Origin of the sequence: Candidatus Hikarchaeum yamanae (assembly GCF_009889665.1) — an archaeon.
In the GTDB taxonomy this organism is placed as follows: Archaea; Halobacteriota; Halobacteria; order Halobacteriales; family Hikarchaeaceae; genus Hikarchaeum; species Hikarchaeum yamanae.
The window spans coordinates 58,008-81,239 of record NZ_WTZR01000003.1 but is presented as its reverse complement, the minus strand read 5'-3'; the positions used below and the strand labels follow the sequence as shown (position 1 = coordinate 81,239).

Annotated in this window: 20 protein-coding genes; 8 read left to right on the top strand and 12 right to left on the bottom strand. The window is 41.7% G+C overall.

Features of this window, described 5'->3' with window-relative positions:
* Positions 1-58: 58 nt before the first annotated feature.
* Both ACM9H2_RS02385 and ACM9H2_RS02380 read right to left on the bottom strand, forming a co-directional pair.
* Positions 59-2,506 carry an efflux RND transporter permease subunit gene (locus tag ACM9H2_RS02385; RefSeq protein WP_415487810.1) on the bottom strand — a complete coding sequence of 816 codons (2,448 nt, stop codon included), beginning with the start codon at positions 2,504-2,506 and terminating at the stop codon, positions 59-61.
* Between the two features lie 10 nt (positions 2,507-2,516).
* Positions 2,517-4,451 carry a COG1361 S-layer family protein gene (locus tag ACM9H2_RS02380; RefSeq protein ID WP_415487808.1) on the bottom strand — a complete coding sequence of 645 codons (1,935 nt, stop codon included), beginning with the start codon at positions 4,449-4,451 and terminating at the stop codon, positions 2,517-2,519.
* 158 nt (positions 4,452-4,609) lie between these two features.
* On the opposite strand from ACM9H2_RS02380, the gene ACM9H2_RS02375 reads away from it, so the two are divergent.
* The 4 genes from ACM9H2_RS02375 to ACM9H2_RS02360 all read left to right on the top strand — a co-directional run bounded on the left by ACM9H2_RS02375 (position 4,610) and on the right by ACM9H2_RS02360 (position 8,778).
* Positions 4,610-6,043 carry a dihydroorotase gene (locus tag ACM9H2_RS02375; protein ID WP_415487806.1) on the top strand — a complete coding sequence of 478 codons (1,434 nt, stop codon included), beginning with the start codon at positions 4,610-4,612 and terminating at the stop codon, positions 6,041-6,043.
* Positions 6,044-6,073: 30 nt separating this feature from the next.
* Positions 6,074-7,297: a C45 family autoproteolytic acyltransferase/hydolase gene (locus ACM9H2_RS02370; RefSeq protein WP_415487804.1), complete on the top strand. Its 1,224-nt coding sequence runs from the start codon at positions 6,074-6,076 to the stop codon at positions 7,295-7,297.
* A 104-nt stretch (positions 7,298-7,401) separates the two neighbouring features.
* The gene (locus ACM9H2_RS02365; protein WP_415487802.1) at positions 7,402-8,100 is read left to right on the top strand and encodes a metal-dependent transcriptional regulator; all 699 of its coding nucleotides are present in this window, start codon (positions 7,402-7,404) and stop codon (positions 8,098-8,100) included.
* A gap of 15 nt (positions 8,101-8,115) precedes the next feature.
* Positions 8,116-8,778: a LysE family translocator gene (locus ACM9H2_RS02360; RefSeq protein ID WP_415487800.1), complete on the top strand. Its 663-nt coding sequence runs from the start codon at positions 8,116-8,118 to the stop codon at positions 8,776-8,778.
* On the opposite strand, the gene ACM9H2_RS02355 is transcribed toward ACM9H2_RS02360, so the two are convergent.
* Positions 8,764-9,450, bottom strand: coding sequence for an HD domain-containing protein (locus ACM9H2_RS02355; RefSeq protein ID WP_415487798.1), 687 nt, complete (start codon positions 9,448-9,450; stop codon positions 8,764-8,766). The two genes, ACM9H2_RS02360 and ACM9H2_RS02355, sit on opposite strands and share 15 nt — an antisense overlap.
* Positions 9,451-9,565: 115 nt before the next feature.
* Positions 9,566-10,561, bottom strand: coding sequence for an asparaginase (locus ACM9H2_RS02350; protein ID WP_415487796.1), 996 nt, complete (start codon positions 10,559-10,561; stop codon positions 9,566-9,568).
* Between the two features lie 92 nt (positions 10,562-10,653).
* Here ACM9H2_RS02350 and ACM9H2_RS02345 point away from each other — a divergent pair, with 92 nt between their 5' ends.
* The 3 genes from ACM9H2_RS02345 to ACM9H2_RS02335 all read left to right on the top strand — a co-directional run bounded on the left by ACM9H2_RS02345 (position 10,654) and on the right by ACM9H2_RS02335 (position 12,977).
* Entirely contained in the window at positions 10,654-11,328 is a 675-nt protein-coding gene (locus ACM9H2_RS02345) for an isochorismatase family protein (RefSeq protein ID WP_415487794.1), read from the top strand.
* A gap of 90 nt (positions 11,329-11,418) precedes the next feature.
* Positions 11,419-11,970 (top strand): hypothetical protein, encoded by a 552-nt coding sequence (locus tag ACM9H2_RS02340; RefSeq protein WP_415487792.1) that lies wholly within the window; start codon positions 11,419-11,421, stop codon positions 11,968-11,970.
* 53 nt (positions 11,971-12,023) lie between these two features.
* Positions 12,024-12,977 carry a phosphoadenosine phosphosulfate reductase family protein gene (locus tag ACM9H2_RS02335; RefSeq protein WP_415487790.1) on the top strand — a complete coding sequence of 318 codons (954 nt, stop codon included), beginning with the start codon at positions 12,024-12,026 and terminating at the stop codon, positions 12,975-12,977.
* 17 nt (positions 12,978-12,994) lie between these two features.
* Here the strand turns inward: ACM9H2_RS02335 and ACM9H2_RS02330 are convergent, their stop codons facing one another.
* The 5 genes from ACM9H2_RS02330 to ACM9H2_RS02310 form a co-directional block, all read right to left on the bottom strand.
* Positions 12,995-13,825: an aldo/keto reductase gene (locus tag ACM9H2_RS02330; protein WP_415487788.1), complete on the bottom strand. Its 831-nt coding sequence runs from the start codon at positions 13,823-13,825 to the stop codon at positions 12,995-12,997.
* A gap of 32 nt (positions 13,826-13,857) precedes the next feature.
* Complete coding sequence (locus ACM9H2_RS02325) at positions 13,858-15,228, bottom strand: geranylgeranyl reductase family protein (protein WP_415487786.1); 1,371 nt, start codon at positions 15,226-15,228, stop codon at positions 13,858-13,860.
* 112 nt (positions 15,229-15,340) lie between these two features.
* On the bottom strand, positions 15,341-16,204 hold the full coding sequence (locus tag ACM9H2_RS02320) for a 2-oxoacid:ferredoxin oxidoreductase subunit beta (RefSeq protein ID WP_415487784.1): 864 nt from the start codon (positions 16,202-16,204) through the stop codon (positions 15,341-15,343).
* Positions 16,201-17,961 carry a 2-oxoacid:acceptor oxidoreductase subunit alpha gene (locus ACM9H2_RS02315; protein ID WP_415487782.1) on the bottom strand — a complete coding sequence of 587 codons (1,761 nt, stop codon included), beginning with the start codon at positions 17,959-17,961 and terminating at the stop codon, positions 16,201-16,203. The genes ACM9H2_RS02320 and ACM9H2_RS02315 overlap by 4 nt, the downstream gene beginning before the upstream one ends.
* A 173-nt stretch (positions 17,962-18,134) precedes the next feature.
* Entirely contained in the window at positions 18,135-18,716 is a 582-nt protein-coding gene (locus tag ACM9H2_RS02310) for a GNAT family N-acetyltransferase (protein WP_415487780.1), read from the bottom strand.
* Positions 18,717-18,812: 96 nt separating this feature from the next.
* On the opposite strand from ACM9H2_RS02310, the gene ACM9H2_RS02305 reads away from it, so the two are divergent.
* Complete coding sequence (locus ACM9H2_RS02305; RefSeq protein WP_415487778.1) at positions 18,813-19,388, top strand: cysteine hydrolase family protein; 576 nt, start codon at positions 18,813-18,815, stop codon at positions 19,386-19,388.
* On the opposite strand, the gene ACM9H2_RS02300 is transcribed toward ACM9H2_RS02305, so the two are convergent.
* From ACM9H2_RS02300 to ACM9H2_RS02290, 3 genes are read right to left on the bottom strand one after another with little or no spacing between them, the layout of a single operon-like run.
* Positions 19,383-20,519, bottom strand: coding sequence for a DnaJ C-terminal domain-containing protein (locus tag ACM9H2_RS02300; protein WP_415487776.1), 1,137 nt, complete (start codon positions 20,517-20,519; stop codon positions 19,383-19,385). The genes ACM9H2_RS02305 and ACM9H2_RS02300 overlap by 6 nt on opposite strands.
* A gap of 45 nt (positions 20,520-20,564) precedes the next feature.
* Complete coding sequence (gene dnaK / locus ACM9H2_RS02295) at positions 20,565-22,385, bottom strand: molecular chaperone DnaK (protein ID WP_415487774.1); 1,821 nt, start codon at positions 22,383-22,385, stop codon at positions 20,565-20,567.
* A gap of 42 nt (positions 22,386-22,427) precedes the next feature.
* Positions 22,428-23,084: a nucleotide exchange factor GrpE gene (locus ACM9H2_RS02290; RefSeq protein ID WP_415487772.1), complete on the bottom strand. Its 657-nt coding sequence runs from the start codon at positions 23,082-23,084 to the stop codon at positions 22,428-22,430.
* Positions 23,085-23,232 lie beyond the last annotated feature (148 nt).

The following is a 23,232-nucleotide window of genomic DNA, read 5'->3' as shown; positions in this document are numbered from 1 at the left end:
AATCGAACGCCGATGTCTGTACTATTAAATCCACCTTCCTGGAACTGTGAATAAATAACTATGCTATTTTTGTCCAAAGTGCGAGGAGAGGGGGAAGAACAATGATAGAGGACAGATATGCATAAAAGACACTTAGTGCGGTGAGAAGTCCGAAAGAACCAATAGCAGGAAAGACTGCGAGATAGAGTGCACCAATACCGAATACTGTTGTAAGCATACTTCCAGTGAGGGCACCTCCAGTTCCTTGCAAGGTCCGATTGAGAGACTCAAAAAGAGCTTTGCTTGTGCCATATTCATCCACGAACCTGTGTACTATATGTACGGAATAATCAACTCCAAGTCCAACAGTTAAAGCCAAAACTGTTGCTGTAAAAGCATCGAATGAGAGTCCCGCCAAGCGCATGCTTCCACCTACTAAGGCCACGGTGACTATAATGGGAAATACATTGATCAAACCTAGCAAGGGGCGCCGATCTATCAGCCAATATAGGAAAACCAAGAAAACTGCAGTGAGAGATAACGCAACTAAAAGACTTTTTATAGCGGACTGAAGCAGCAACTCTACAACATCTTCTAGAACCACAGTTTCGCCGGTAGAAATTGCAGAATATCTTTGTTCTTCTGCCAGTATTTTACCGTCTGAAGCGGCGTCTCCAGTGTTGGCGCCAGCCTTTAGCGAATATATGATTAGAGTGCTGCGGCGATCCTCAGATAAATATTTAAGTGCATCTCCACGTGCAGAGGAGGAGAATAAAGCATCATATATGTCATCGAGGTTTTTGTCAGGTACTCCATTTCCATTTCTATCGTTTTTAGAGACTAGTGTAGCGAATTCGGGGGAATTTGCTGCAGTGTCTTGGATGACTGTCAAAATACTGTTGGAGACAGCAATCCTATTTTCAGTCGCAAAAGTATCAGGAGGGTTCTGACTAAGTTTGTAGATGGATTCTAAAGCACTATCATCACGCATGGGTGCCTCCACAAACAACGTTACAGAACCTCCTTGGGATGTTCCGAAATTGTCGGTTAGGTAATTAAGAGTGCCAATTGAAGAGTATTCACTTGGTTTGAAAGGTTCAGGAAGGACCATCAAATAAGAAGCAGATTTTTCAGGGGGTAAGAAATTTTCAACTGTAAACGTGGTATCAATTCCAGTGGCGTAGTTGAGCGAGAATCCAGAGAGAATGATAACGAAAATTAAAAAGATAACAGGGATTTTTTTAGCGATCCATACTCCTATTTTTAAGGAGTGACCTAAAAACGACCCCTCCACTCCAAGGGGTTTTTTAGGGCGTTGTTTTTGGCCTCGGAATTGATCTAGGTGTATTTTTGCCGCAGGTAGGAATATCCCAAAAATTAAAAATGTAAATACTATACCAATACTAGCAACTACTCCGAAATCCTTGATCGGGGCGAGGGCACTAGTCAGATTTGATAAAAATCCAATTATGGTGGTTGCGGTGACTATGAAAAATGCGATGAGGATTTGCCGAAGCATACGTGATGCTGCTTCTTTTACACTAGTTTCATCATTTTTTTCTTCGCGGTAACGATTGATAGCATGGATACCAAAATCGACACCCAGAGCGAGGAGAATAGGAGGAACTGCAATGAGCATTTGACTGAATGGTATATTTGCAATTCCCATGAATCCAAACGTCCAGATAATTGCCATAAATAAGGACAAAACTCCCAGTAGTAGATCAACTAAATCTCGATATGCATATATCAAAAATAGAATTATAAACAGAATTGCTGCAGGAGTTACGATGATCATTGTATCGCCAATAACGTTTCCAAATTCACTTGAGAATATACCAGATCCAAACACCTTTACATCGCCGCCAATGGAAGCAACTTCTTGTATGCTAACTTGCATGTCCGTTAAAGGATCAGTGCCACTAGTTCCAGAACTCTGTTGAGCAGACTGTGCAGAAGAAGGCAAGGAATGGACTACGACACCTATCGTGGAACTAGCAGTCATAGACCCTTCATTGTAGTCGTTGCTGAGAAGGCCAGATAGGGGGAAGTTCTCATTGATAGATCGGAGCGTGGATTTGATTTTCGAGGGGGGAGTTTGTTCGATTACATAGATTTGTTTTCTGAGTGTTTGTGCGGATGGGTCGATGGATGTGGCAACTATTTGGGCTACGCTAGAGGTGCTAACTACGCGGAGATCGTCGTTTTGGTCCAATTCATAGAGAAGTTCTAACATCCGCAAGAGCGATTGTTTGGACAAGACATTCGTACTTACTTGAATTAGTTGAGTACTTCCAGTATTAGTCGTTTTATCAACAGTGAAGCGCGGGGTGAATTCTTGGTTTATTTCTTGCAGAGCTTTTTCAGAGGGCAAATCGGTTGTGAATTGTTCTGTTCCCGATTCTGTGGAAATATTTCCCAAACCTGCCGTGAAAATTACAGATAGGACCAAAAATAAAACGATTATTGTCTTCGTACGAGACGTGATTAGATCGACTATGGGTTCTACATATGGTTGGAGATCCATTTTAGGTCACTTATTTTTCTACTTGTGAATTCTGACGTCTTCGATAGAAATAGACCCCTCCAGCTACTATAACTATGAGAATCCCCACAGGAAGTAAGAAGGTGGATATAGCGCTTTGGCCACCATTCGTAGCGGAATCGACTTCGACGGGTACTTGATAAGTGTCAGATAGTAGAGTTTCTCCAGAGTTTGTGTCATATTGGAAATCCAAATCTAGTGGATAGATTTTATCTAAAGCCGCGGGTGAGAGGGAGATATCAAATACTATTTCAGTGCTTTCTCCAGCAGATAGTTTTGGTATAAATGCAGTATCGTCTCCTGCAGTTATGGGACTCTCGGGGAAGACCTTTGCAGAGATATCAGTGAGGGTTTCATCATCGACGTTGGTGACTTGCAATACCAATAATCCATTTCCTCCAGGGGAGAAAGTTGAACTGACGGGTGAGACTTCGAATACATCTAATTCAGGAGATACAGTGAGGATAACATCGATTGGGTCGGAAACATGAGATTTTCCATCAGAATCCCTATAACGTATCGAAAGTGAGATTTGTCTTTGACCTTCGTCTGCAGATTCACTTACATCTAATGAAAATTTAAAAGACTTAGAATCCCCAGTAGAAAGACTTCCAACAGCATATTCTTCTTCGAGAGAAGAAATGGTCTGAAGATCAGATGTGAAAACAATCACAGCATTTTCAACGGATTGTGGACCGTCATTGACTAAGGTTGCGCTTAGATCGCCTTCGCTTCCAACAGATAGCTTGGTGGAAACATCAGTGATTGAGAAAGATTGCTCTCCAAGGGGCGTTACTCCAACGGTTACCGGGTAAGAGGTCCTATCAGAATTGTTGCTGGATTTATAGATGACCTCAACAATAACCGGGTATGGTCGTACATTAGAATCTTCTGCAAGGCTACTTTTGAAAGAAACTATTTTAGAGGCAGAAGAGGGCCAATTTCCAACCACATATTCGGCAGTGTGAGAGCCACCAAATGAGAGTTTTGGATCTGTTGATTGTATGAACACTCTTGCGTCAAATATGGCATCTTCACCGTCGTTGTTTATGGTAAAAGAGATATCAGCAGCTTGGTCCAAGGATAGATTGGTGGGATTAGATATTACAGAAAATCTTCCAGAATCGGACACAGGGGAGACTCCTGATTTAATCGATTTTGATTGTTGAGTTTCCCCAAACTCATCCGTATAAGATATGGAGAGGGAGACAGGGTGCACTATACCCATTGATCCTTTGGCTAATTGGGCCTCGAATTGGATGGACTGAGAACCTCCAGAAGGTATATCTCCAACAAAGGCACTTACACTTTGAGAACCATGGGCACCACTGAAGGTGAGTTGAGATGATTCAGAGGTCAGAGTTATAGTTGCAGCTGTAGCAGTCTCACTGCCATCATTGCTTAGAACAATATCGAGGGGGCCATATCCATCGAGGACGGGGCCCAGAGTGATTTGATCTATTTCGAAAGAGGGTTGAGGTTCAACTATCAAATTGACATTCTGAGTTACAGTTTTTGTTCTCTGGTAATGTCCAGGGCTGTCCACATCCCCCGTTGCGATTATGAAAGTATAGACATATTCTATTTCTACAGGGAGTGAATAAGTCCCGGGGGCGGCATTCTCATTAACAGAAATTTTGACAGGAACGGGATCGCTTTCACCTTCTGCCACGTTTCCAATAGGTACAGTTCCGGTTAGAACTTGAATGGGTGCTTCCCCAGGGAACAAGGTCAGTTTTACGTCTCTGGCGGTTGTGACTCGGGCTTCGGCGCTTGCACCACCACCAACGCTTATTTCACCAGCGTTAAGGATAGAAAAAGAAAGGGTTGTTTCATCCCCAGGTGAAACTCGATCTTCGGGCAAGAATACACTTATGCTGGGGTTCCCTTGCGCAGATGCGAGTACAGGAGCAGGGATGATTAACATTATAGTTATTAAGAGGATTAAAGATGTACGAATCCAATTATTAGGTCTCATATTATAGATAGGTACGCGGTCCATTTGTTAAAAAGGTAATCAAATATGAAATAGAGCATATTTGTTTCGATAAATATAACCTGTCACAAAAGGAATTTATTGTGTATATGCAAGCAGATCTTGTAATTAAGAATTGTACGATAGTAACTCCAGATGGATTGATGGAGAATGCGGGAGTAGCTGCAAAAGACGGAAAAATAGTAGCGGTAGGTTCGTCTGATGCACTGCCAAGTGGCAGTAGAGAAATTGATGCTACGGGGAAATACCTGACCTCGGGGATCATAGACTGTCACATTCACAATCGCGAACCTGGACTCGAATATAAAGAAGATTGGGGAACCGCGACCCAAGCTGCAGCAGCAGGGGGCGTGACCACAGTCATAGGAATGCCCAACTGCATACCGGTTATCGATGCACCGGAGCATCTTAAACTTAAATTTGAAAAGGGAGAAGAGAAGGCGTATGTCGATTTCCAATCCTATGTTGTAATAACATCAGATAATGCTACAGAAGAAAGTGTAAATGCTCTAAATGAAGCAGGGTGTGTTGGATACAAAGTGTTTTTAGGAACCACCATTGGTGCGATTCCACCTCCAAATGATGGGGAACTACTTGATGCGATGCATGCAATTGCAAAGACTGGAAAGAGACTAGGATTCCATGAAGAAGATGATGAGATTCTGAAACATTATGAGGCTCAGTTCATTGAACAAGGGTTGAATGATCCTATCTACCACTCGTGGTCGAGACCTCCTGTTTGTGAAAGGGAAGCAGTAGGAAGAACCATATTGTTCTCAGAACATACGGGATGTCCAATTCACGAGTTCCACTTGGCCTCGGGGTCTGGTGCTCAGATGGTTCTTGATGCTAAAAAGAAAGGAATAAATGTAACTGCAGAAACTATGCCTCACTACTTGTGGTTCAACGAAGAAGTGATGCGTGATAAGGGCAATGTTGCTCGAATTCAACCGCCAATTAGAGATCAGATTGAGCAAGATATGCTTTGGGATATCGGAATTCATGGTGGTGGGATTGATTGTATAGCGACTGATCACTCACCTCACACAGATGAAGAGAAAGGAATGGACGATCCGTTCCAGAATACATGGAATGTCATCTCGGGATTTGTCGGATTAGAATCAGAAGTTGCAGCAATGCTTACTTTTGTAAATGATGGAAAACTCACATTGGAAAAGTGGGTTGACATGCACAGTAAAAGACCCGCAGAGATTTGGGGAATGTACCCAGAGAAAGGATCTCTTCGAATTGGAACTGATGCAGATTTCACCGTTTTTGATCTAAACGAAACTTGGACTATGGACAGGAAGAATCTCCATTCTAAAAATACAGCGACACCATTCCATGGGGAAACATTCAAAGGTAGGGCTACGATGACGGTTGTTCGAGGAAAAGTGGTATACGAAGATGGAAAGGTAGTTGGAGAAAGAGGGTTTGGAACATTAGTAGATGTGGACAAAATGCCTTGGAACTCTCCTAGGAAATTAACAGAACCGCGCGCAGAATATAAACAGTATACATAAACGGAATAATATTTTAAAATGTCAGATGGTATGAATCGGAGAGAAGCTGTAAAGAAAGGAGAAAAAAGGGGAGAAATGCTCAAATGGGCCATTGGGCAAAATCTGAAGAATTTCTGGGTTTCTGCAAGAGACAGAGAGATTTACAGAGAAGATATATATGCCGCGGTTCGGGAAAATTCCCACAGGTTGCCAGACCTAACCAAGATGGAAATTAAAAGTATGGCAAGGTCAGCTTCAGTTCCGTATATGGATCTGTTGGCATTCAACTTGTTTGAGGAGAACATCACTCCAGATGGATGTACTGTTGCTATTGCTGCAGGAAACGCCTCGGCGACTGGAGAAACCATTTTCTTTAAGCAATCTGATAAAAAGGGTTCCAGTGAGTTTACTGGAGAAAACTGCTATGAGAATCAGCAAGTGAATGTGATCAGAGTAGAAGAACACGAAGAGGGAAATAATGTGTTGATGGTTGCTGCTGCAGGTTCGACTGCTGTAAAAATGGGAATAAATGACAAAGGTGTTGCAATCGGATCAAACATATCACGCACCATTACATTTGACGAAGAGGGGAAAAGTGCGAAAGAGTGGGCGGCTGCATCGAGGGGTGAATTTATGAGACAGGGATTGATTCAAGGAAGTACGGCAATAGAGGCGGCACAAGTTATTACCCCATTGCTATTTTCAGACCCTATGTCTTCCCCAGGTAGTATTGATATTGCTGATGCGAAGAGAGCAGTCATACTTGAAGGTGAGTTTACGCATCTTGCTGCAGAATGGATTGAAAATGGAGTAACAGGTCGAGCAAATAAATTTGAAATTTTAAGTCACTTGGCACGTCCTAGATCGGAAATACCTTCGAGCTATTGCAGGTATGAGAGAGTTATGGAAATGCTGGAGAAAAATGAGGGCAACGTCACGGTGGAAACTATGAGGGATTTGTCAATAGATCATAAAAATGGTCCGGGATTGAATTCTATCTGCAGGTACCAAGAGAACGATTATAATGATGAAACTACACTGTCGGCGGCCATATTCCAACTTAGAGAATCCAAACCAGAGAAAAGTGAAGTATACATAGCTCTTGGGAAAACTTCGTATTCATGGAGATCAGAGGAGGGTGAAGGTTGGGTAAAGATAAGCGCGGATTCTCTAGAAGAAGATATTCCAGAGAACTTCCTTAATGGAGAAGCTTGGTTGAAATATTACACAGAAGAGCATTACCAGGGAGATAAAAATCCAACTCCTTTGATCTAATTAAGTGAAAGAAGTTTATTGTTTGTGAGAAATTAGACGATTTATATTATAGATTTAGAAGTACCAAAAAATATATGTTTAGATAGGTCTAATAAATATAAGTAATGCGGGAAGAAGCTAGCGAATCGATGCAAGATTATTTAAAAAGTATTTATCTAATTAATCGGGAAAGTGGAGAATCTGTATCGACTTCGGAGGTTGCCGAGAAAATGAGAGTGAGTGCACCAACTGTAACAAGTATGCTGGTCAAACTGGGGGAAAAGAAATTTATAAAATATGAAAAATATAAAGGTGCAACTCTTACCAAGAAAGGGGAAGCGATTGCACTAGAAATATTACGCCACCATAGACTGATAGAAACATACCTTGTGGAGTTTCTAGGTTATGATTGGTCAGAGGTGCATGAAGAAGCAGATGTATTGGAACATCACATCTCGGAGGAATTGGAGCGCAGGATTGCGAATGCGCTTGGGAATCCAAAATACGGCCTTTATGGTGCGCCAATACCAAGTGCAGATCTGGCATCAATTGCCAAAGATGAGACTACAAAATTGGGAGAACACATTTCTGGAGACCTGGTAATGATAGAGAGGGTGAAGGAGAACTACATCGGATCTGAGAATTCTCCACGCACTAGAGATAGTGAAGAATTGCAATATCTAGCAGAGATAGGGATAAAACCAGGAGAAAAAGTGAAAGTTGAATCAGTGGCCCCGTTTGGAATGATTACGGTGAGCAATGAGAAAGGGAGCCATAGCTTACCAAAAGAGGTATCAATGTCCATACACGTTAAAAAAATTTGAAGAAGGTGGGAGAGGATGATAGGGGGAATAATAGTAGGAATATTATTTGGATTAGTTCTAGCTGCGCCCCCGGGTCCAATGAACGCAATAATTGCTGATGAAAGTATAAACAAAGGGTGGAATGCAGGAGTTCAGACTGGTTTTGGCGCAATGGTGTCAGATATGGTTCTACTTTTGTTGGCTTACATGGGGGTGATTACAATTATAACTTCGAGAGAGTGGTTGCAAGGAGCACTGATAGGGATCGGAGGAGTGGTTATGCTAGTTTTTGCATATAGGCTATTTCGAGATGGTAGGAATAAAATCGAATGGGAAGTGAAGACGAATGATAGAAATGGGTTTTTAAAGGCACTAGGATTGGGAATAACAAATCCATGGCAAGTGGCTTTCTGGGCAGGAATGTCTGCGGCATTATTCCAGAATGAAGGGATAGAAACAGTGGCAGGAATGGTCGTGGGAATTACAGGGTGGGAGATCCAATTACAGAGTATAGAGGTAATTATAGGAATATTTGTTGGCATATCCATATGGATTTTGGTGTTTCCAACTGTATTGATAATAGCCGGGGAGAAAAATGAACAGATTTTCCGAGTGATTTCGTTGGCTAGCTCAGGGATACTAGCCGTGTTTGGCGGAGTATTTTTAGCGAAATCGATGTCAATGTTATTTATTGGATAGCTCAAATGCCCCAGGGGTTTCTTCATCGATCCATTCTTTTAACCATGTCGCCCGTTGGACTCGTTGGTATGCGATGGAGTATGCAGTGTCACTTGTGATTTTAGATAATGTATCTTTTCCGCGGGTGATGACTTTTTGTAGTGTATCGGAAGTATGAGAAGAGGGGCGAGAATCATAACCCATTCTTAGGATTAGAAGTGCAGATCCATTAGCACCAATTTTATCAATCATATCGGCTTCGATCAAGCATCTTTCTTCGAGGGATAGAGTGGATAAGTCGCCTTCGTAAATGTGATTGGAAATTATTTTGTGAATGTCATCGAGAAAAAAATCAGGATAATCAAAATTATTTTGTAGATAATCTCTGGCGAGATCTGCACCATCTTGGGCATGAGTCTTTTGAGGCGAAGAGAATTTTGCAATATCGTGGAACAGAGCAGAAATCCGAACACGATCTATGTTTGCACCTTCTTTTTGTGCTATTTTTGTAGAGATTGAAACGACATTTAGAGTATGGATGAAACGATAATCTGCAGAGTGCCAAGGATACCACCTCATTCTATTTCCATCGGCATCGTGTTCGGTACTGGAGATTAACTGTTTATAAACGAACTCCTTCATTTGTTCAAAATCGTGTGAAGAAACCTCTATTTGTTCAAACTTAACGCTCATGTGCCCTCCTGAGATCAATAGGTTCGTTGGTCATATGTCAGTACGATGGGATGTTTGGATCTTTAGACTTCCGGAGATCGAATCTATAAATAAAAAGGAACGTCCCAAAATATGTTCAATAAGAATTGAAGATTCGTTGTAGTTCCTGAGGGTCATTAGTTTTCATCAATGCTAATGCCAATAGTATACGTGCTTTTTGAGGCCGGAGAGTTCCACCATTTAAGAAGGGTTCTTTTACTGGTTTAAAACCAGAAGTTCCACGATTGCATAGTACAACTGGTATATCTTTTTTTGTAGCTTCGATTAGGGCATCTCCTTGAGTAGGGTGGTTGTCAGGCCAGGCAGGGCTGCAAGTGGGAAATGCAGCACAAACAATGCCTTTTGCTCCTGAATCTACTGCTGCTCGAACCATCGTTCCATCGTCCGAAAAGGATGAATAAACTATCTGGACATCCAACAAAGGGAAATCTGACGTAGTGTAATCGGAAATATCGAATTCGGTTTTTACTGTGGAGGCTCGAGTGGAGGTGCGATAGAAACGAACTTCGTCGAAAATATCACCTAGACGGCCGAAATTGGGAGATCTCCATGCATCGGGCCGGCTGGCTGCAAGTTTTGTCACATCCCGGGCATGGTGAATTTCCTCATTTGCAACGAAAAGAACTCCTTTTCCTACTGAATCTGGAGAAGAAGCTACACGGATGGAATCGTATAAATTTTTGAATCCCTCAGACCCTAGCTTCCCTATATTTCGCTGAGCTGCAGTGACAATAACAGGAATTTCGGTTTTCAAAACTAGATTTAAAAAGTAAGCTGTTTCTTCAGAGGTATTAGACCCATGTGTGATCACGAAACCATCGGGAGGATTGTTCGAAGAGGATCTTTGCATAATTTCATCGTGGAGATCGAACCAAACTTCAGGGGTCAGTGCGCCACTGTTAAGGTGGGTTATTTCTGCCAAAGACAATTCGCCATGTGAAGTTACTTCGTCGGGTGCTAAATCGAGAAGGGCATCTATAGGGACAAAGTCTGCCGATGATATGTAATTTCCAGTGATATTGGCAATAGTACCCCCAGTTCCGAGGATGTGTATTTTGGGTTTAGTACTCATGAGAGAGTTAGGGAGACAGAGCGTATCACGATTGCCATTTGAGAAATGGAATTGTTCGACAGATTTTAACCGTAACCACGTGAAAAATAAGTATGTCACTTGAAAATTCATACATTCCGGACATTATTCCAGAAGGTGATTTAGAATATTTTAGAAAAGCGGGATATGGGAACAGAGTTGGGTGGGGTAAATCGGCTGCAATATTAATCGTGGATATGACAGACGAATTTACTACTGGAGATTATGGAGTTGGTAGAGAGGATACAGGTTCTGCCGCTGTTGATGCGAATAAGAAATTAATTGAGGCAGCCAGAGGTGCCAATGTCCCAGTGTATTATGTAAAACCATCTAGAAACTTTCCCGAAGGATATCCGGGTGCTACAAAACGCCCGGGTGCGAGGAGTTCAGTTGAAAAGAAAGAGTCAAAAGGGCAAAATATTAACGAAAAATTGACCCCATTGAAAGAGGAAATTGTACTAGACAAACCGAGAGCAAGTGCATTTTTTGATACACACTTGGCGATGCTTTTACACAATAGAGGAATTGACACAGTGATTGTGACGGGGATGACGACATCGGGGTGCGTGAGGGCCACAGTGGTAGATGGGCACTCTAGTAATTTTAGAATTATAATCCCGATTGAATGTGTGGCGGATAGGTCCACATTTGCTAATGAGGCTTCTTTATTTGATATGGACATGAAATATGCAGACGTGACTCCACTGAAAGATGTTGTGAACCAATTGAAAGAAATTGGGCAAAAATAGCATTAAAACTAAAAAATAGATAAGGGCAATACTATATCCAAGCGGGTTCTATAGGAGACATGAATAATCTTGGAGATTGGGGAGGGAATTATGGAGAATAAGGTATACTACCTGCATTCTACTCTAGAAATTCCTTTGTCGGAAGTAGAAGATCATATAAAAAATTTGAATCCCCCGGATGGGTTGGATAGTGCAGATATAAAAAGAAGGAGTAACACTTTGATCATATCTGCAGTAGTGGAAGATTCAGATCTTGGGAAATACACACCCACTGCAGTCATAAAGGGAACAGTAACTGAATTGAAGTTGCTAAAAGAGCTAACAGAAGAAGAGATAGAAGCTCTTGAACCTGATCAAGAGCGCCCCATGGACATTATAGAAATAGCCACATTTAAAGGAGAATTGGATGCCATATTGCAGAATACTGCTTTTCAGTACCAAATGTTTCAGGTTTTGTGTGAGATTGCAGAGAGAGGGAGTAAAGGATCACTTGAGGCGATATTTATTGAAGATGGCCAATTAAAAGTTGTGAAGATTACAGAAGGTGAGGTGAAACCGGCGGTAATAAAAATTACTGAAGAGAGAAAAGACGTAGATATAGAAAACGGTGTCAATTGGAGAGACAACAAGTACATAAATTGAGGTGAGATACAAAAGGGATTTGTGTTCGTTGAGACAAATATATGCGTTAGAGAATGGTTGTTGAGTTTCCAAACTACGTTAAAGTTGATTATACGGATGGAAAGGGCCAGTCTGCAAAGGATTACCAGGGTCTTGAACATAAACTAGAAAAATCCATCCAAGTAGTGAGCGACGGCCTAGAGCAATATGAATCTCCAGCAATTATGTGGACAGGGGGAAAAGATTCCACCCTACTACTTTATGTGATAAGAGAAGTTGCTCGTGAGAAGGGAGAAGAAGTGCCTCCGGTAGTGTTTCTTGATCATTTTGCACACTTTTCAGAGATTATAAAATTTGTAGACAGGTGGGCAAGAATATGGAATTTAGATTTAATTAAAGCTCAAAATGAAGATATTGCCAGGCTTAGGAAAAGAGGGAGTAAAGAGATAAAAATTGAAGATCTCAATGACGCGAATCGGAAGGAAATACAAAAGTTGGGGTATAAAGAAAAGAGCGTAATCGTAGATCCAGATTCATTTGTGGGAAATCACTTGTTAAAAACCGCAGTTCTCAACGAAACGATTATACAAAATGGATTTGATGGGATTTTCTCAGGAGTCAGATGGGATGAACAAGAGGCTAGATCGGATGAGACTTTTTTTAGCCCGCGTCACGATTTGGAGAAATACCCACCTCATGACAGAATCCACCCTATTTTACAATTTGATGAAAGGAATTTGTGGGATGCTATTTGGAAATATGTTGTCCCAGATTCGGTGGAAAAATATCCTGTTGGCCATATTCCGGCGGATTATAATGATTTTCCGGATGGGATTTCTATAGAAGATGTTCCGGTCGGTCCAAAATATTTTGAAGGATTTAGATCATTGGGTACAGAAAAGGGATCTATGAAATCAGAAAATAAACCCGCATGGTTGCAAGATCTAGAAGAAACACCAGAAAGGCAAGGGCGGGCACAAGATAAGGAGGGCATCATGCAGCGCCTTAGGGATTTAGGATATATGTAGTGAATAAATGGGGAAAATTAGAGGTTCCAAGGGGCGAATTCTGGGTCTACCTGACGTTCTTCATGAGTAATGGAATCAATCACGTTGATATCTTCTATAGAGAGTGTTATGGGGAATGATTCTATATTTTTTTTGATATGGTTTTCTGAGGAGGCTTTAGGTATAGGGATCGCGCCTTTTTCTTGAATCCAAGATAGACTTACTTCTGCCTCAGTGACCCCATGTTTTTTAGATATTGCTTCCAGTTCAGGGGAGTCAAAAATTGCTCCTCTGGCAATTGGAGAATATGCCACGACAAGGATGTCATTTGACTCGCAATGGGCACGCAGCGAGTCCTGATGTAGAAAGGGATGCATTTCAATTTGGTTTGCGAATATCGGGGCGTCACATTCCTTCAAGGCTATGTCTAACTGTTGTTGTTCGAAATTGCTGACTCCGACGTGGGAGATAACACCGTCGTCTCGAAGATCTGCAAATCCAGCTAGAGTGTCCTCGGGGTCATAGGTTCCAGAGGGCCAATGTATATAGAGAAGATCCAAGTATTCTGTTTGTAATCTATCCACACTATACTCTGCTGCATTCATAACGCCCTTATATGAGAGATTATCAGTGTGAAGTTTTGTTGCGATGAATAACTCATCTCGAACTATTTCGGCCTCAGAGATACCATTACCAACATCTATTTCGTTGCCATAAGTCTGGGCAGTATCGATATGACGGTACCCTATTTCGAGGGCGAACTTGATAGTTTCCGAGCAAGATGGGCCAGACATCTTCCAAGTGCCTAGTCCCAACACAGGTAGGCCTTTTTTTCGAGGAAGGATAATTGTTGGATCGGATGTGTCCATGTCTTTGTGATGCTAAGACGGAGAAAAGGCCCTTAATACTTTGGTTCGGCATTGCAAATAGAATAGACAGAATCCATAATTAGATCTCTTTCACGTTTCCATGAATCGAACCCATTAGGCGATGAAGGATAGACATCGTAGTGTTCCTTGAGTCGTCCTGCTTCTCTATTTATTCTATAAAGTTCGAACAAGAGACCCCAGTGCCGGAAGGATTTTGTTAATGTTTTGAATTTAACCCAGAGGCCCATGGTTGTGCTTCCATGTTTGCTCATGATATCGACGAGTTGTTGTCCAGGGATACAAGAAATGACATCTGTTAGTTCAGAAACCTCATGTGCACCGCCCCAAATATTATATAAATCCATTGCGGCGTATCGCTTGCCAAAAGATTCCATCACTTTAACATTGTAGTCCCAAAGAGAGGATTCACTTACATCATCGGACTCAATGGCATTCATTGCAGTTTGTGCAGCGAAGTGTCCAGAGGTTGCTGCTGCTCCGATGCCACCACCAGTGGTTGGATTTACATGGCCAGCAGAATCTCCTGCGGCTATGAAACCAGGAGCAACTGCGGAATCGAATGGCCTTCGGGTGGGAAGTGCAGCTCCTAACTTGTCAACTACAGTGCAATCTTTGAAATCGGGATGTGCTCGGATGTCATCCTGAACTGCTTTAACAAGCTCCATAGGAGGTTTATTCATTTGGAATCCCACACCCACATTAATCACAGTTGGTGTCCGTGGGAAATACCAAAGATATCCTAACTCAGTGGTGGGTTTGAAGATGATAGCATCGTGCCAGTCTACTGGATTGGGTAATTCGATGACTTCCCGGTAGGCAGAGCAAAATTGTCTATATGAAACATTCGTATCAAAAGTGGTTCCAGAAAAATCCGTTTTATCTTGAAGAAGAGACATGGAACCACCAGTGTCAATCGTGATAGGTGCCTGGTAAGAAACGGGTTTTCCCTTACAGATTCCAGTGACCCCTGTGACTTGCCCATTTTGGACAACGTCTTGAATCACAGTATCATAGTGAATTTCTGCCCCTGATAATTTTACTTCATCTAGCAATACCTGACCGTATGCATATCTATCAAGGATTGTCCCTTTTGTTTCGCCGAAAGGGATATTAATTGATTGCCCGGATGCTGGATTTTCAAAAACTGCTCGCTGAATATTCTTGTTGGTAAAAGATTCCTTTGCGAGTCGCTCTAGATTGATTACATCAGGAAAAGTACTCTTGCCTTTGACTGCATCCCCACAGGCTATATTCCCAGCTTCTTTGACTGTTTTTCGTTCCAGCACAGCAACTGAATATCCTTCTCTAGCAGCTGTAGCAGCTGCAAAAGAACCAGCAGTGCCCCCTCCAACTACAATAATATCATACGATTGAACGCCCATGGAAAAGTGTTGTTAGGAGAAGTTAAAAATGCATGGGATCTGCACGAGAGGGAAAGTTACACATATAAGAAGAAAATTGGGTGAAAAAAGTAGTATACTGAAAGGACTATAGTTAGTAGAATTCGCGGAGTAAATTCAGGATATCTTCGGGTGGATTTTCGGAGATATCCCACAGTGGAGAATCTAGACCGTGGGATTCTTCATAAGAAACTGAGTTTGGATTCTGATATAGTATCCCTTGGTATTCTGTTTCACTATCAAGAATTAGTTTTTTCGCGGCCTCATAGTCAGTAGGATCATGACCAATGTCATTAACATCGACAAGTGCTTCTCGGAAATATTGATAAGTATCCACCTTATTGTAAGTAACACACGGACTGAAAACGTTGACAAATGCAAATCCATTGTGATTTATCGCTGCTTCTACGATTTCGACGAGTCGCTTTAAATCAGAAGAAAATGCCTGTGCTATGAATGTTCCTTGAGAGGACAATGCCAAAGCGAGAGGATCCAGGGGCGGCATATGAGTCCCACTCGGACTTGTCTTTGTTTTAAGATCGGTCCCACTTGTAGGCGAATATTGTCCCTTTGTCAATCCATAGATACGGTTATCCATCACAACATAAGTCATGTTTACGTTCCTACGTACGGCATGAATAAAATGGGCAGCTCCAATCGAAAAGCCGTCGCCGTCGCCTCCTGCTACCATGACTTCTAGATTTGGATTAGCTATTTTTGCCCCACAACCAACTGGGAGGGCCCTGCCATGCACACCATGAATTGAATAAGTTCGGACGTAAGTTCCAATTTTTCCGGAACATCCTATTCCTGCAACAAAAAATGTATTTTCAGGGGAAGCTCCGGTGTTCGAGAGGGCTTTTAGTATTCCATTCATAGTTCCGAAATCACCACATCCAGGACACCAAGTCGGTTTTTTATCGGATTTGAAATCTGCGAAATTTGCACCAGTACTCATTTTAACACGACCTCCTCGGGAAGTAAATAAGAATTAAGCTCCTTTGCAATTTCGTCTGCAGAGAAGCGTATCCCATCATATTTTAGTATTCTTGTAACACGAGAGAGGGAATCGTGCTCCAGAAGAGTTGCAAATTGACCACTTGCATTGCATTCTATAACAAACACCATGGAAGCATTTTGGATCGCTTCAGATATGTCAGGCCGCGGGAACACATAAGGAAAAGAAAGGAATCTAATTTTTTGTTCTAGCTGACCTATTGCTTCCAATATTGCCCCTTCGTTCGAACCCCAAGAAATGACCAAAATGTCGGAATCGGGAGAACCAAACTCGCGGTAGTCGAAATTCTCTTGTTTGATTGCAGTTTCTACTTTTCGTCTTCTTTTTTGGACTTGTTTTTCCCGAGTAGGTGGGTGCTCAGTTCTGCGTCCTAGTTCGTCGTGTTCGAGTCCAGTTACCATATGGATTCCACCTTCAAGTCCAGGTAATGTTCGGGGACTCACACCGTCTTCAGTATCGGCATGGGGTTTGAATTGTCCCTGTGGGTTGCACCAAGGCTCTAGTTCGGAGGTTTCGGTGAGAAATAAGCCACGTTCGCGTTTGGTAGACGTGATGTCAAATTCGTCCGGAGAATAAGTTTGGTCGGTTATTGCGAGGGATAGATCTCCTGCCAAATATACAGGGGTATTGTATTTCTCAGCTAGGTTGAATGCTTCGACTGTTTTATGAAAACATTCTGCAACAGTAGTGGGGGCAAGGATGAATCGCTCGCATTCACTATGGCCACCATACAACATGGTGTTTAAATCCCCTTGTTCTTGTTTAGTGGGCATTCCAGTAGAAGGTCCGGCCCGCATAACGTTGCAAATAACAAGAGGGGTTTCGGTCATAGATACCAAGCCAAAGGTTTCGGTCATGAGATCAATTCCGGGGCCAGATGTTGCAGTCATTGCCCGTGCACCAGTTCTAGCAGCACCCAAAGCAATGTTAATTGCAGATAGTTCGTCTTCTGCCTGGATTACATGACCACCAAAGTGTTCGATTCTACCTTTTATATAGTTCATTACTGCAGTGGCAGGAGTAATGGGATAACCCGCATACAAACGGCACCCTGCAGCTATTGCACCCATCCCTATAGCTTCATCTCCATTGAGTAGAACGTATGTTGAATCGGTGCACTCTAATATGTATCCAAAATCACTAGGATTGTAATTTTCAAGGATATAGTTATGACCTAGTAATGCAGCTTTCTTATTATTCTCAACGAGATCAGATCCTTTTCGGGAAAACTGTTTTTCTAGAGACTCATCCAGATTGGAGATTGGAAAATTAGTTGCGGCGCAAGTGGCTCCAAGAGCGACTATATTCCTCATAATTGCACCCCCAGCTTCTTCTGCCAATCTCTGAAGTGGTACGTTTAGGCTGGTTATATTTCCAGGTGGTTCGAAATCTTTCATCATGGTCCGTTCTCCATCGTAAATGATTAGAGATTTGTCGTGTAATTGGCTCAAATTTTCTTCGACTGTTCGTTTGGTGAGTGCAACTAGAACATCCATGCGATCAACAACACTTTGGACAGGTACCAGCGCAGTTCTTATTTTATAAGAAGTATAGCCACCTCGTATACGAGATGCAAAAACTTTTGATGTAAAAACGTGACGCCCGGCTCTAGAAAGTGCTTGTGCGAAAATTTTCCCAGTGGAATCGATCCCGTGGCCGGCCTCGCCCCCGATGGCCCAGTTTAGATCGTCGATCATTGACGGAAATGTGCATGGGTAAAACAAAAAGCTTCTGTAACGTTTCGACAAAATAAGTGAAACTTTACACCCCAAATTCAGACATCGATGGAGTTTGACATAATTTTCAAAAATTTCTGCAAACGTCTTGTTTTAGAGACGGAGGATGGAAGGGATTTCGGGCGATTGAATTTTTATTTCCTAGTAGAATATTTATAACTAGTTTTTTCAGGGTTTATTCCAAAATCTTCGGGGGTTAATTTAGGAGTGGGAGGGACATTGGATTTGGGAGAATCAAAAGTTGCCTGGATATGAGGAGGTATTTTGAATGATTCAAATTTAAGCAAAAGGGGTACGGCTTTTGGGGAGATTGTATCCCGTTTTTCAGACAGTCTATGTTGGATGGGCGGAGAGAGCTCAAGTTCTTCGACGGTGTCAAATCCTAGTTGGGATAGATATCCGGTCGGTTTTGTGAAGAAATAGGATTCGTCGAAACCCTCTTTCTGAGCGTTTTTGGTTAATCTCTCAAAAATTTGGGCGAGTATAGATTCTTTTTGGGAATCATCCAAGATACAGATACTAGTTATTTCACAGAAATCTTCTTCATCGTGCTCTTTGTGAATGCGATTGCGTCCGAATCCTAATCGAGAATTTTTGTCGGAATCTATTGAGATTACGTAATCTCTAGAACGAAAAGCGACATCGTCCGCAGAGAGGGACTCTATCTGATCAAGAAGCCAAAGTTCATCACGATTCTTAGCTGCTCGGACGTACATGAAATATCATTGTAGTCCGAATGCAAAAAGTATTTGTAGCGAGAGTTGATCGGAAAGATAATCAGAGTTGGGCCCAAAAAGAGTTGGAGGAGTAATATGTTAAGTGACCCAGCTCTTGTTATTGTTGATTTTCAACTAGATTTTTGCAAAAAGTATTCAGATGAAGAGGAGAGGTTTGTAGAAGATCCAATTCACCAACCTGCAATAGATGCGACTGTGAAGTTTCTTAAAAAATATAGAGAATCGGGTAGGACGCCGATATTTGTAGGGGCCATACATAGCGAAAAAACTGTGTCTAGGCCTTTATTTGAAAAATATGAAAGGATTGGGAAGTGGTTCTGTAGGCCAGGAACGGAAGGGGCGGAGTTTGCACCAGAATTAGAAGTTGGAGAAGAGGACATAGTGGTTATCAAACATCGATATAGTGGATTTCATAATACAGATCTAGATGATTATTTGAGGAGTAATGGCATCACAGATACTTTGTTTGCAGGTTGTGCAACTAATGTTTGTGTTGCCACCACATTATATGATGCTTATGATAATGGGTATGATGTGACATTACTTTCAGACTGTTCAAGTACAGATTTGCCAGAGTTACAAAAATTGACTGAGAAAAATGTGGAAGCTAAATTTGGAACGGTCTGTAAAAGTACGGATATAGAACTATAGTTCTTTGAATTTATCAAAAATTCCAGCTTTTGTGCTAGTCTCGGTGGATTTTTCGAAGGATTTGAGTGCTTTTTTCTGTTCGCTGGTGAGGGAGGAAGGATGAGGAGTTGGTATTTGTACTTTGACTATTTGATCGCCGAAAGATTTTTTCCTACCTTGTTGGGGCATTCCGCTACCACTTAATGTAAAAATGTCTCCGCTTTGAGTTCCGGGTGGGATAGTTAATTCAGAAGATCCGCCTATAGTTGGTACGTTTACCTTAGTTCCAAAAACTGCACTTTGGAAGGGTATTTCACAAGAGTAATAGATATGAGAACCTTCACGTTTAAACTCGGGGTGTGGTTTGATGGAAATTGTTACTTTAAGATCTCCATTGGTACCATTTTTTAATGCGGCACCTTCCCCTTCATAGAGGAAAGTGGTCCCATCCAAAACTCCGGGGGGGACTTGAAATGGAATTTCCGTCTTATTTATTGAAGTTCCCGATCCAGAACATGAATTGCATTTTTTGGAATAAGACACGCAATCTCCGTTGCAAGTGGGGCAAGTGGTTACCTGTTGGATCTGACCGAACAGAGTAGAGCTTGTACGAGTGACAGTTCCGGCGCCATTGCAAGTAGAACAGTTAGTAGTTTTTGCATCAGAGGGGTGACCAGTTCCATTGCACTTTGTGCAAGATTCAGGACGAGTGAAACGTATGGTTTTGGTTACTCCAGAATACGCATCTTCTAAATCTACTTCAAGAGATGTTGTGAGAGTTTTTCCACGCCGAGGGGTAGATCGAGATGTTCCTCCAAAAAAAGTTTCGAAGAGGTTTCCAAATCCAGAAGTAGAAAAATTGGAATTGGTAAAGAAATCACTAGGATCTCCGCTAAAATGGGTATTTGAGAAACCCCCTTGTTTTTGGGCTTGTTCAAATTGAGAATGGCCGATTTGGTCATAGGTTTTTCGAAGAGATGGATCGGTTAGAACGTCCTTTGCTCTCTTTATGTTTTTGAATTTTTCTTCCGCATTTGGATCGTTAGAAACATCAGGGTGGTGCTGGGCGGCTTTTTTACGATAGGCTTGTTTGATTTCGGGAGTAGTAGCATTTCGATCGATATCGAGAATATCGTAAAAACTCTCACTCATAAACAAAACTGAATAGGAGGAGGAATTATTTAACTACCAGGAAAGTTATTCTTCTAAATCTTCAAATTCTGCATCAATGGATTCCTCTACAGGATCTTCAGGAGGGGTGGAATTGGAATTATTTTCCTCATATATTCGTTTTCCAATTTCTTGAAGTTTGGTTGATAAGTTCTCGAGTGAGGTTGTTATTTCGTCTGCCGAAGACCCTTCGTTTTGTAAAGTGGATTCTAAGTCAGACATTGCAGATTCTATTTCATTTTTGAGGGCTTCATCTACATGTTCTTTGTGTTCCTCGAGTAAATTTTTGGCTTGGTTTAGAGCCGATTCTGCATTATTTCTAGATTCCACGAGGGCACGTCGTTGTTGATCTTCTTCGGCGTGTTCTTCTGCTTCTTTCTTCATTCGTTCTATTTCATCTTCGGAAAGTCCAGATCCTCCGGCAATGGTGATAGATTCTTTAGTACCAGACCCTTTGTCTTCGGCAGACACATGGGTAATTCCATTTGCATCTAATTTGAAGGTAACTTCAATTTGAGGAATTCCAGCAGGAGCAGGAGGAATTCCAGAAAGTTCAAAATCGCCTAAAAGTTCATTTTTTTCTGCGAGTTCTCGTTCGCCTTGGGAAACTTTAATGTGAACAGATGGCTGGTTATTTGCTGCTGTTGTGAATACTTTTGATTCTTCAGTGGGAATGGTAGTATTACGCATGATTAGCCGTTCGAAGAGGCCGCCTTTGACTTCAATGCCAAGAGACAAAGGAGTGACATCGAGTAGGACGATATCCTGAATGTCACCGGAAAGGACCCCACCTTGAATTGCAGCGCCTAATGCAATAGATTCATCTGGATTGATATTTTTTCGGGGTTCCTTCCCAAGTATAGAAATCACCTTTTCCTGCACATTGGGAATCCTAGTTGATCCACCAACTAGAATTACTTCGTCGATGTCGGAGGCAGAGCAATTTGCATCTTTCAATGCCGTTTGTATTGGTATAGAAGTTTTTTCAAGGAGATCTTTGGTTAGTGATTCAAAAGTAGATCTTGTTATTTTTTGTTCGAGGTGAAGAGGACCGGAATCGGTTGCTGTCACATAGGGCAAATTAATTGTTGTTTCTATAGCACTCGAAAGTTCTATTTTAGCATTTTCCGCAGCCTCCTTTAGGCGCTGGAGTGCCTGAAGGTCCTTCGTTAGATCGACCCCATGTGAGTTTTGGAATTCATTTGCCATATGAGATATCAAAACTTCATCCCAATCATCACCGCCTAGATTGGAATCGCCATTGGTCGCCAAAACCTCATAGACTCCACCTCCTAGTTCGAGAATGGAGACATCGAAAGTCCCACCCCCTAAATCGAAGACTAGGATTGTTTTGTCTTCGGAGTCTCCGATCCCATAAGACATCGCAGCGGCAGTAGGTTCGTTGATTATCCTCTCAACTGTAAAGCCAGCTATTTCTCCGGCGTTCTTCGTTGCTTGGCGTTGTGCATCGTTAAAATAAGCAGGTACAGTTATCACTGCCCGAGTCACAGGTTCGCCTAGATAGTCCTCTGCATCACGTTTTATTTTTTGCAAGATTATCGCAGAAATTTGTTCTGGTGAATAATCTTTCTTATCGATAGAAACGGTGTAATTTTCCTCACCCATGTGGCGTTTTATCGAGCGGATAGTTCGTTCGGGGTTTTGGATTGCTTGGTTTTTTGCAGGTCTCCCAACAAGTCTTTCCGTTTTTGAAGTAAAAGAGACAATAGAAGGCGTAGTTCGGTCTCCTTCTGCATTTACTATGATTTCAGGATCTCCAGATTCCATTACCGCGAACGCAGAATTAGTGGTTCCTAAATCAATGCCAATGATTTTACTACTAGTCATGTGGGAGAGAATAATATTGTTAACCCATTAAAGGTTACTAATTTACTGAACTTCAGAAGAATCGGAGCTAATAGAAACTTGAGCGGGTCTCAGAATTTTTGAACCAGAAGAATATCCAATCCGATGGATAAATTCAATAGTTCCAGGAGGTTGAGATCCCTCAACACTAGAGAAAACTTCGTGGATGTGAGGATCCACTTTATCTCCAGGAGAGGGGAGTATAGGAGAGACATTAGAAGAGGATATGGTGGAATCTAAATGTGCCAATATTGCTTCAATGCTTGAGCTGGAATTTTCACTTTGACATTGTTCAGAGAGGAGAGCCAAACTTTCGCGTAAATCAAATAGTCTAAACAAAATTCCTTCGATGGATCTGAGTTTCTCAGATTCGTATTGACTTTGTTTTCTTTTTTTATAATTTTGATGATCGGCATGGGCACGTTTGAGCATAGATTCGAGTTCAATCATGCGATCCTGCTGTTGTGTTAATTCAACCACAATCAGATCTAGTTTTGCGTTATTTGATGAGGGGAAATCAAGATCTTCCAAGTCGTATTTAAAATTATTTTGCAATATTGTATTGAGTGAAGATGATAAAATGCTTATCTCAGATTCTGTACTTGATTCTTGAGTATTGTCTAAGTTTCCTCCATCCATTTTGGAATCATTTTTTGAGTCTTGTTCGGAAGGATTTGACATATGGAATAAGAGGTGTTGTGGAATTATAAAGATATTGTGACAGAAATTCCTTAAGGTTAATTTTACTGGGGAGCATTGAGGTGGTAGAAATGAAAAGACGATTGTTTCTCTCGAAAGTGTTGATTTCCCCAATAGTACTAGTGGGTTG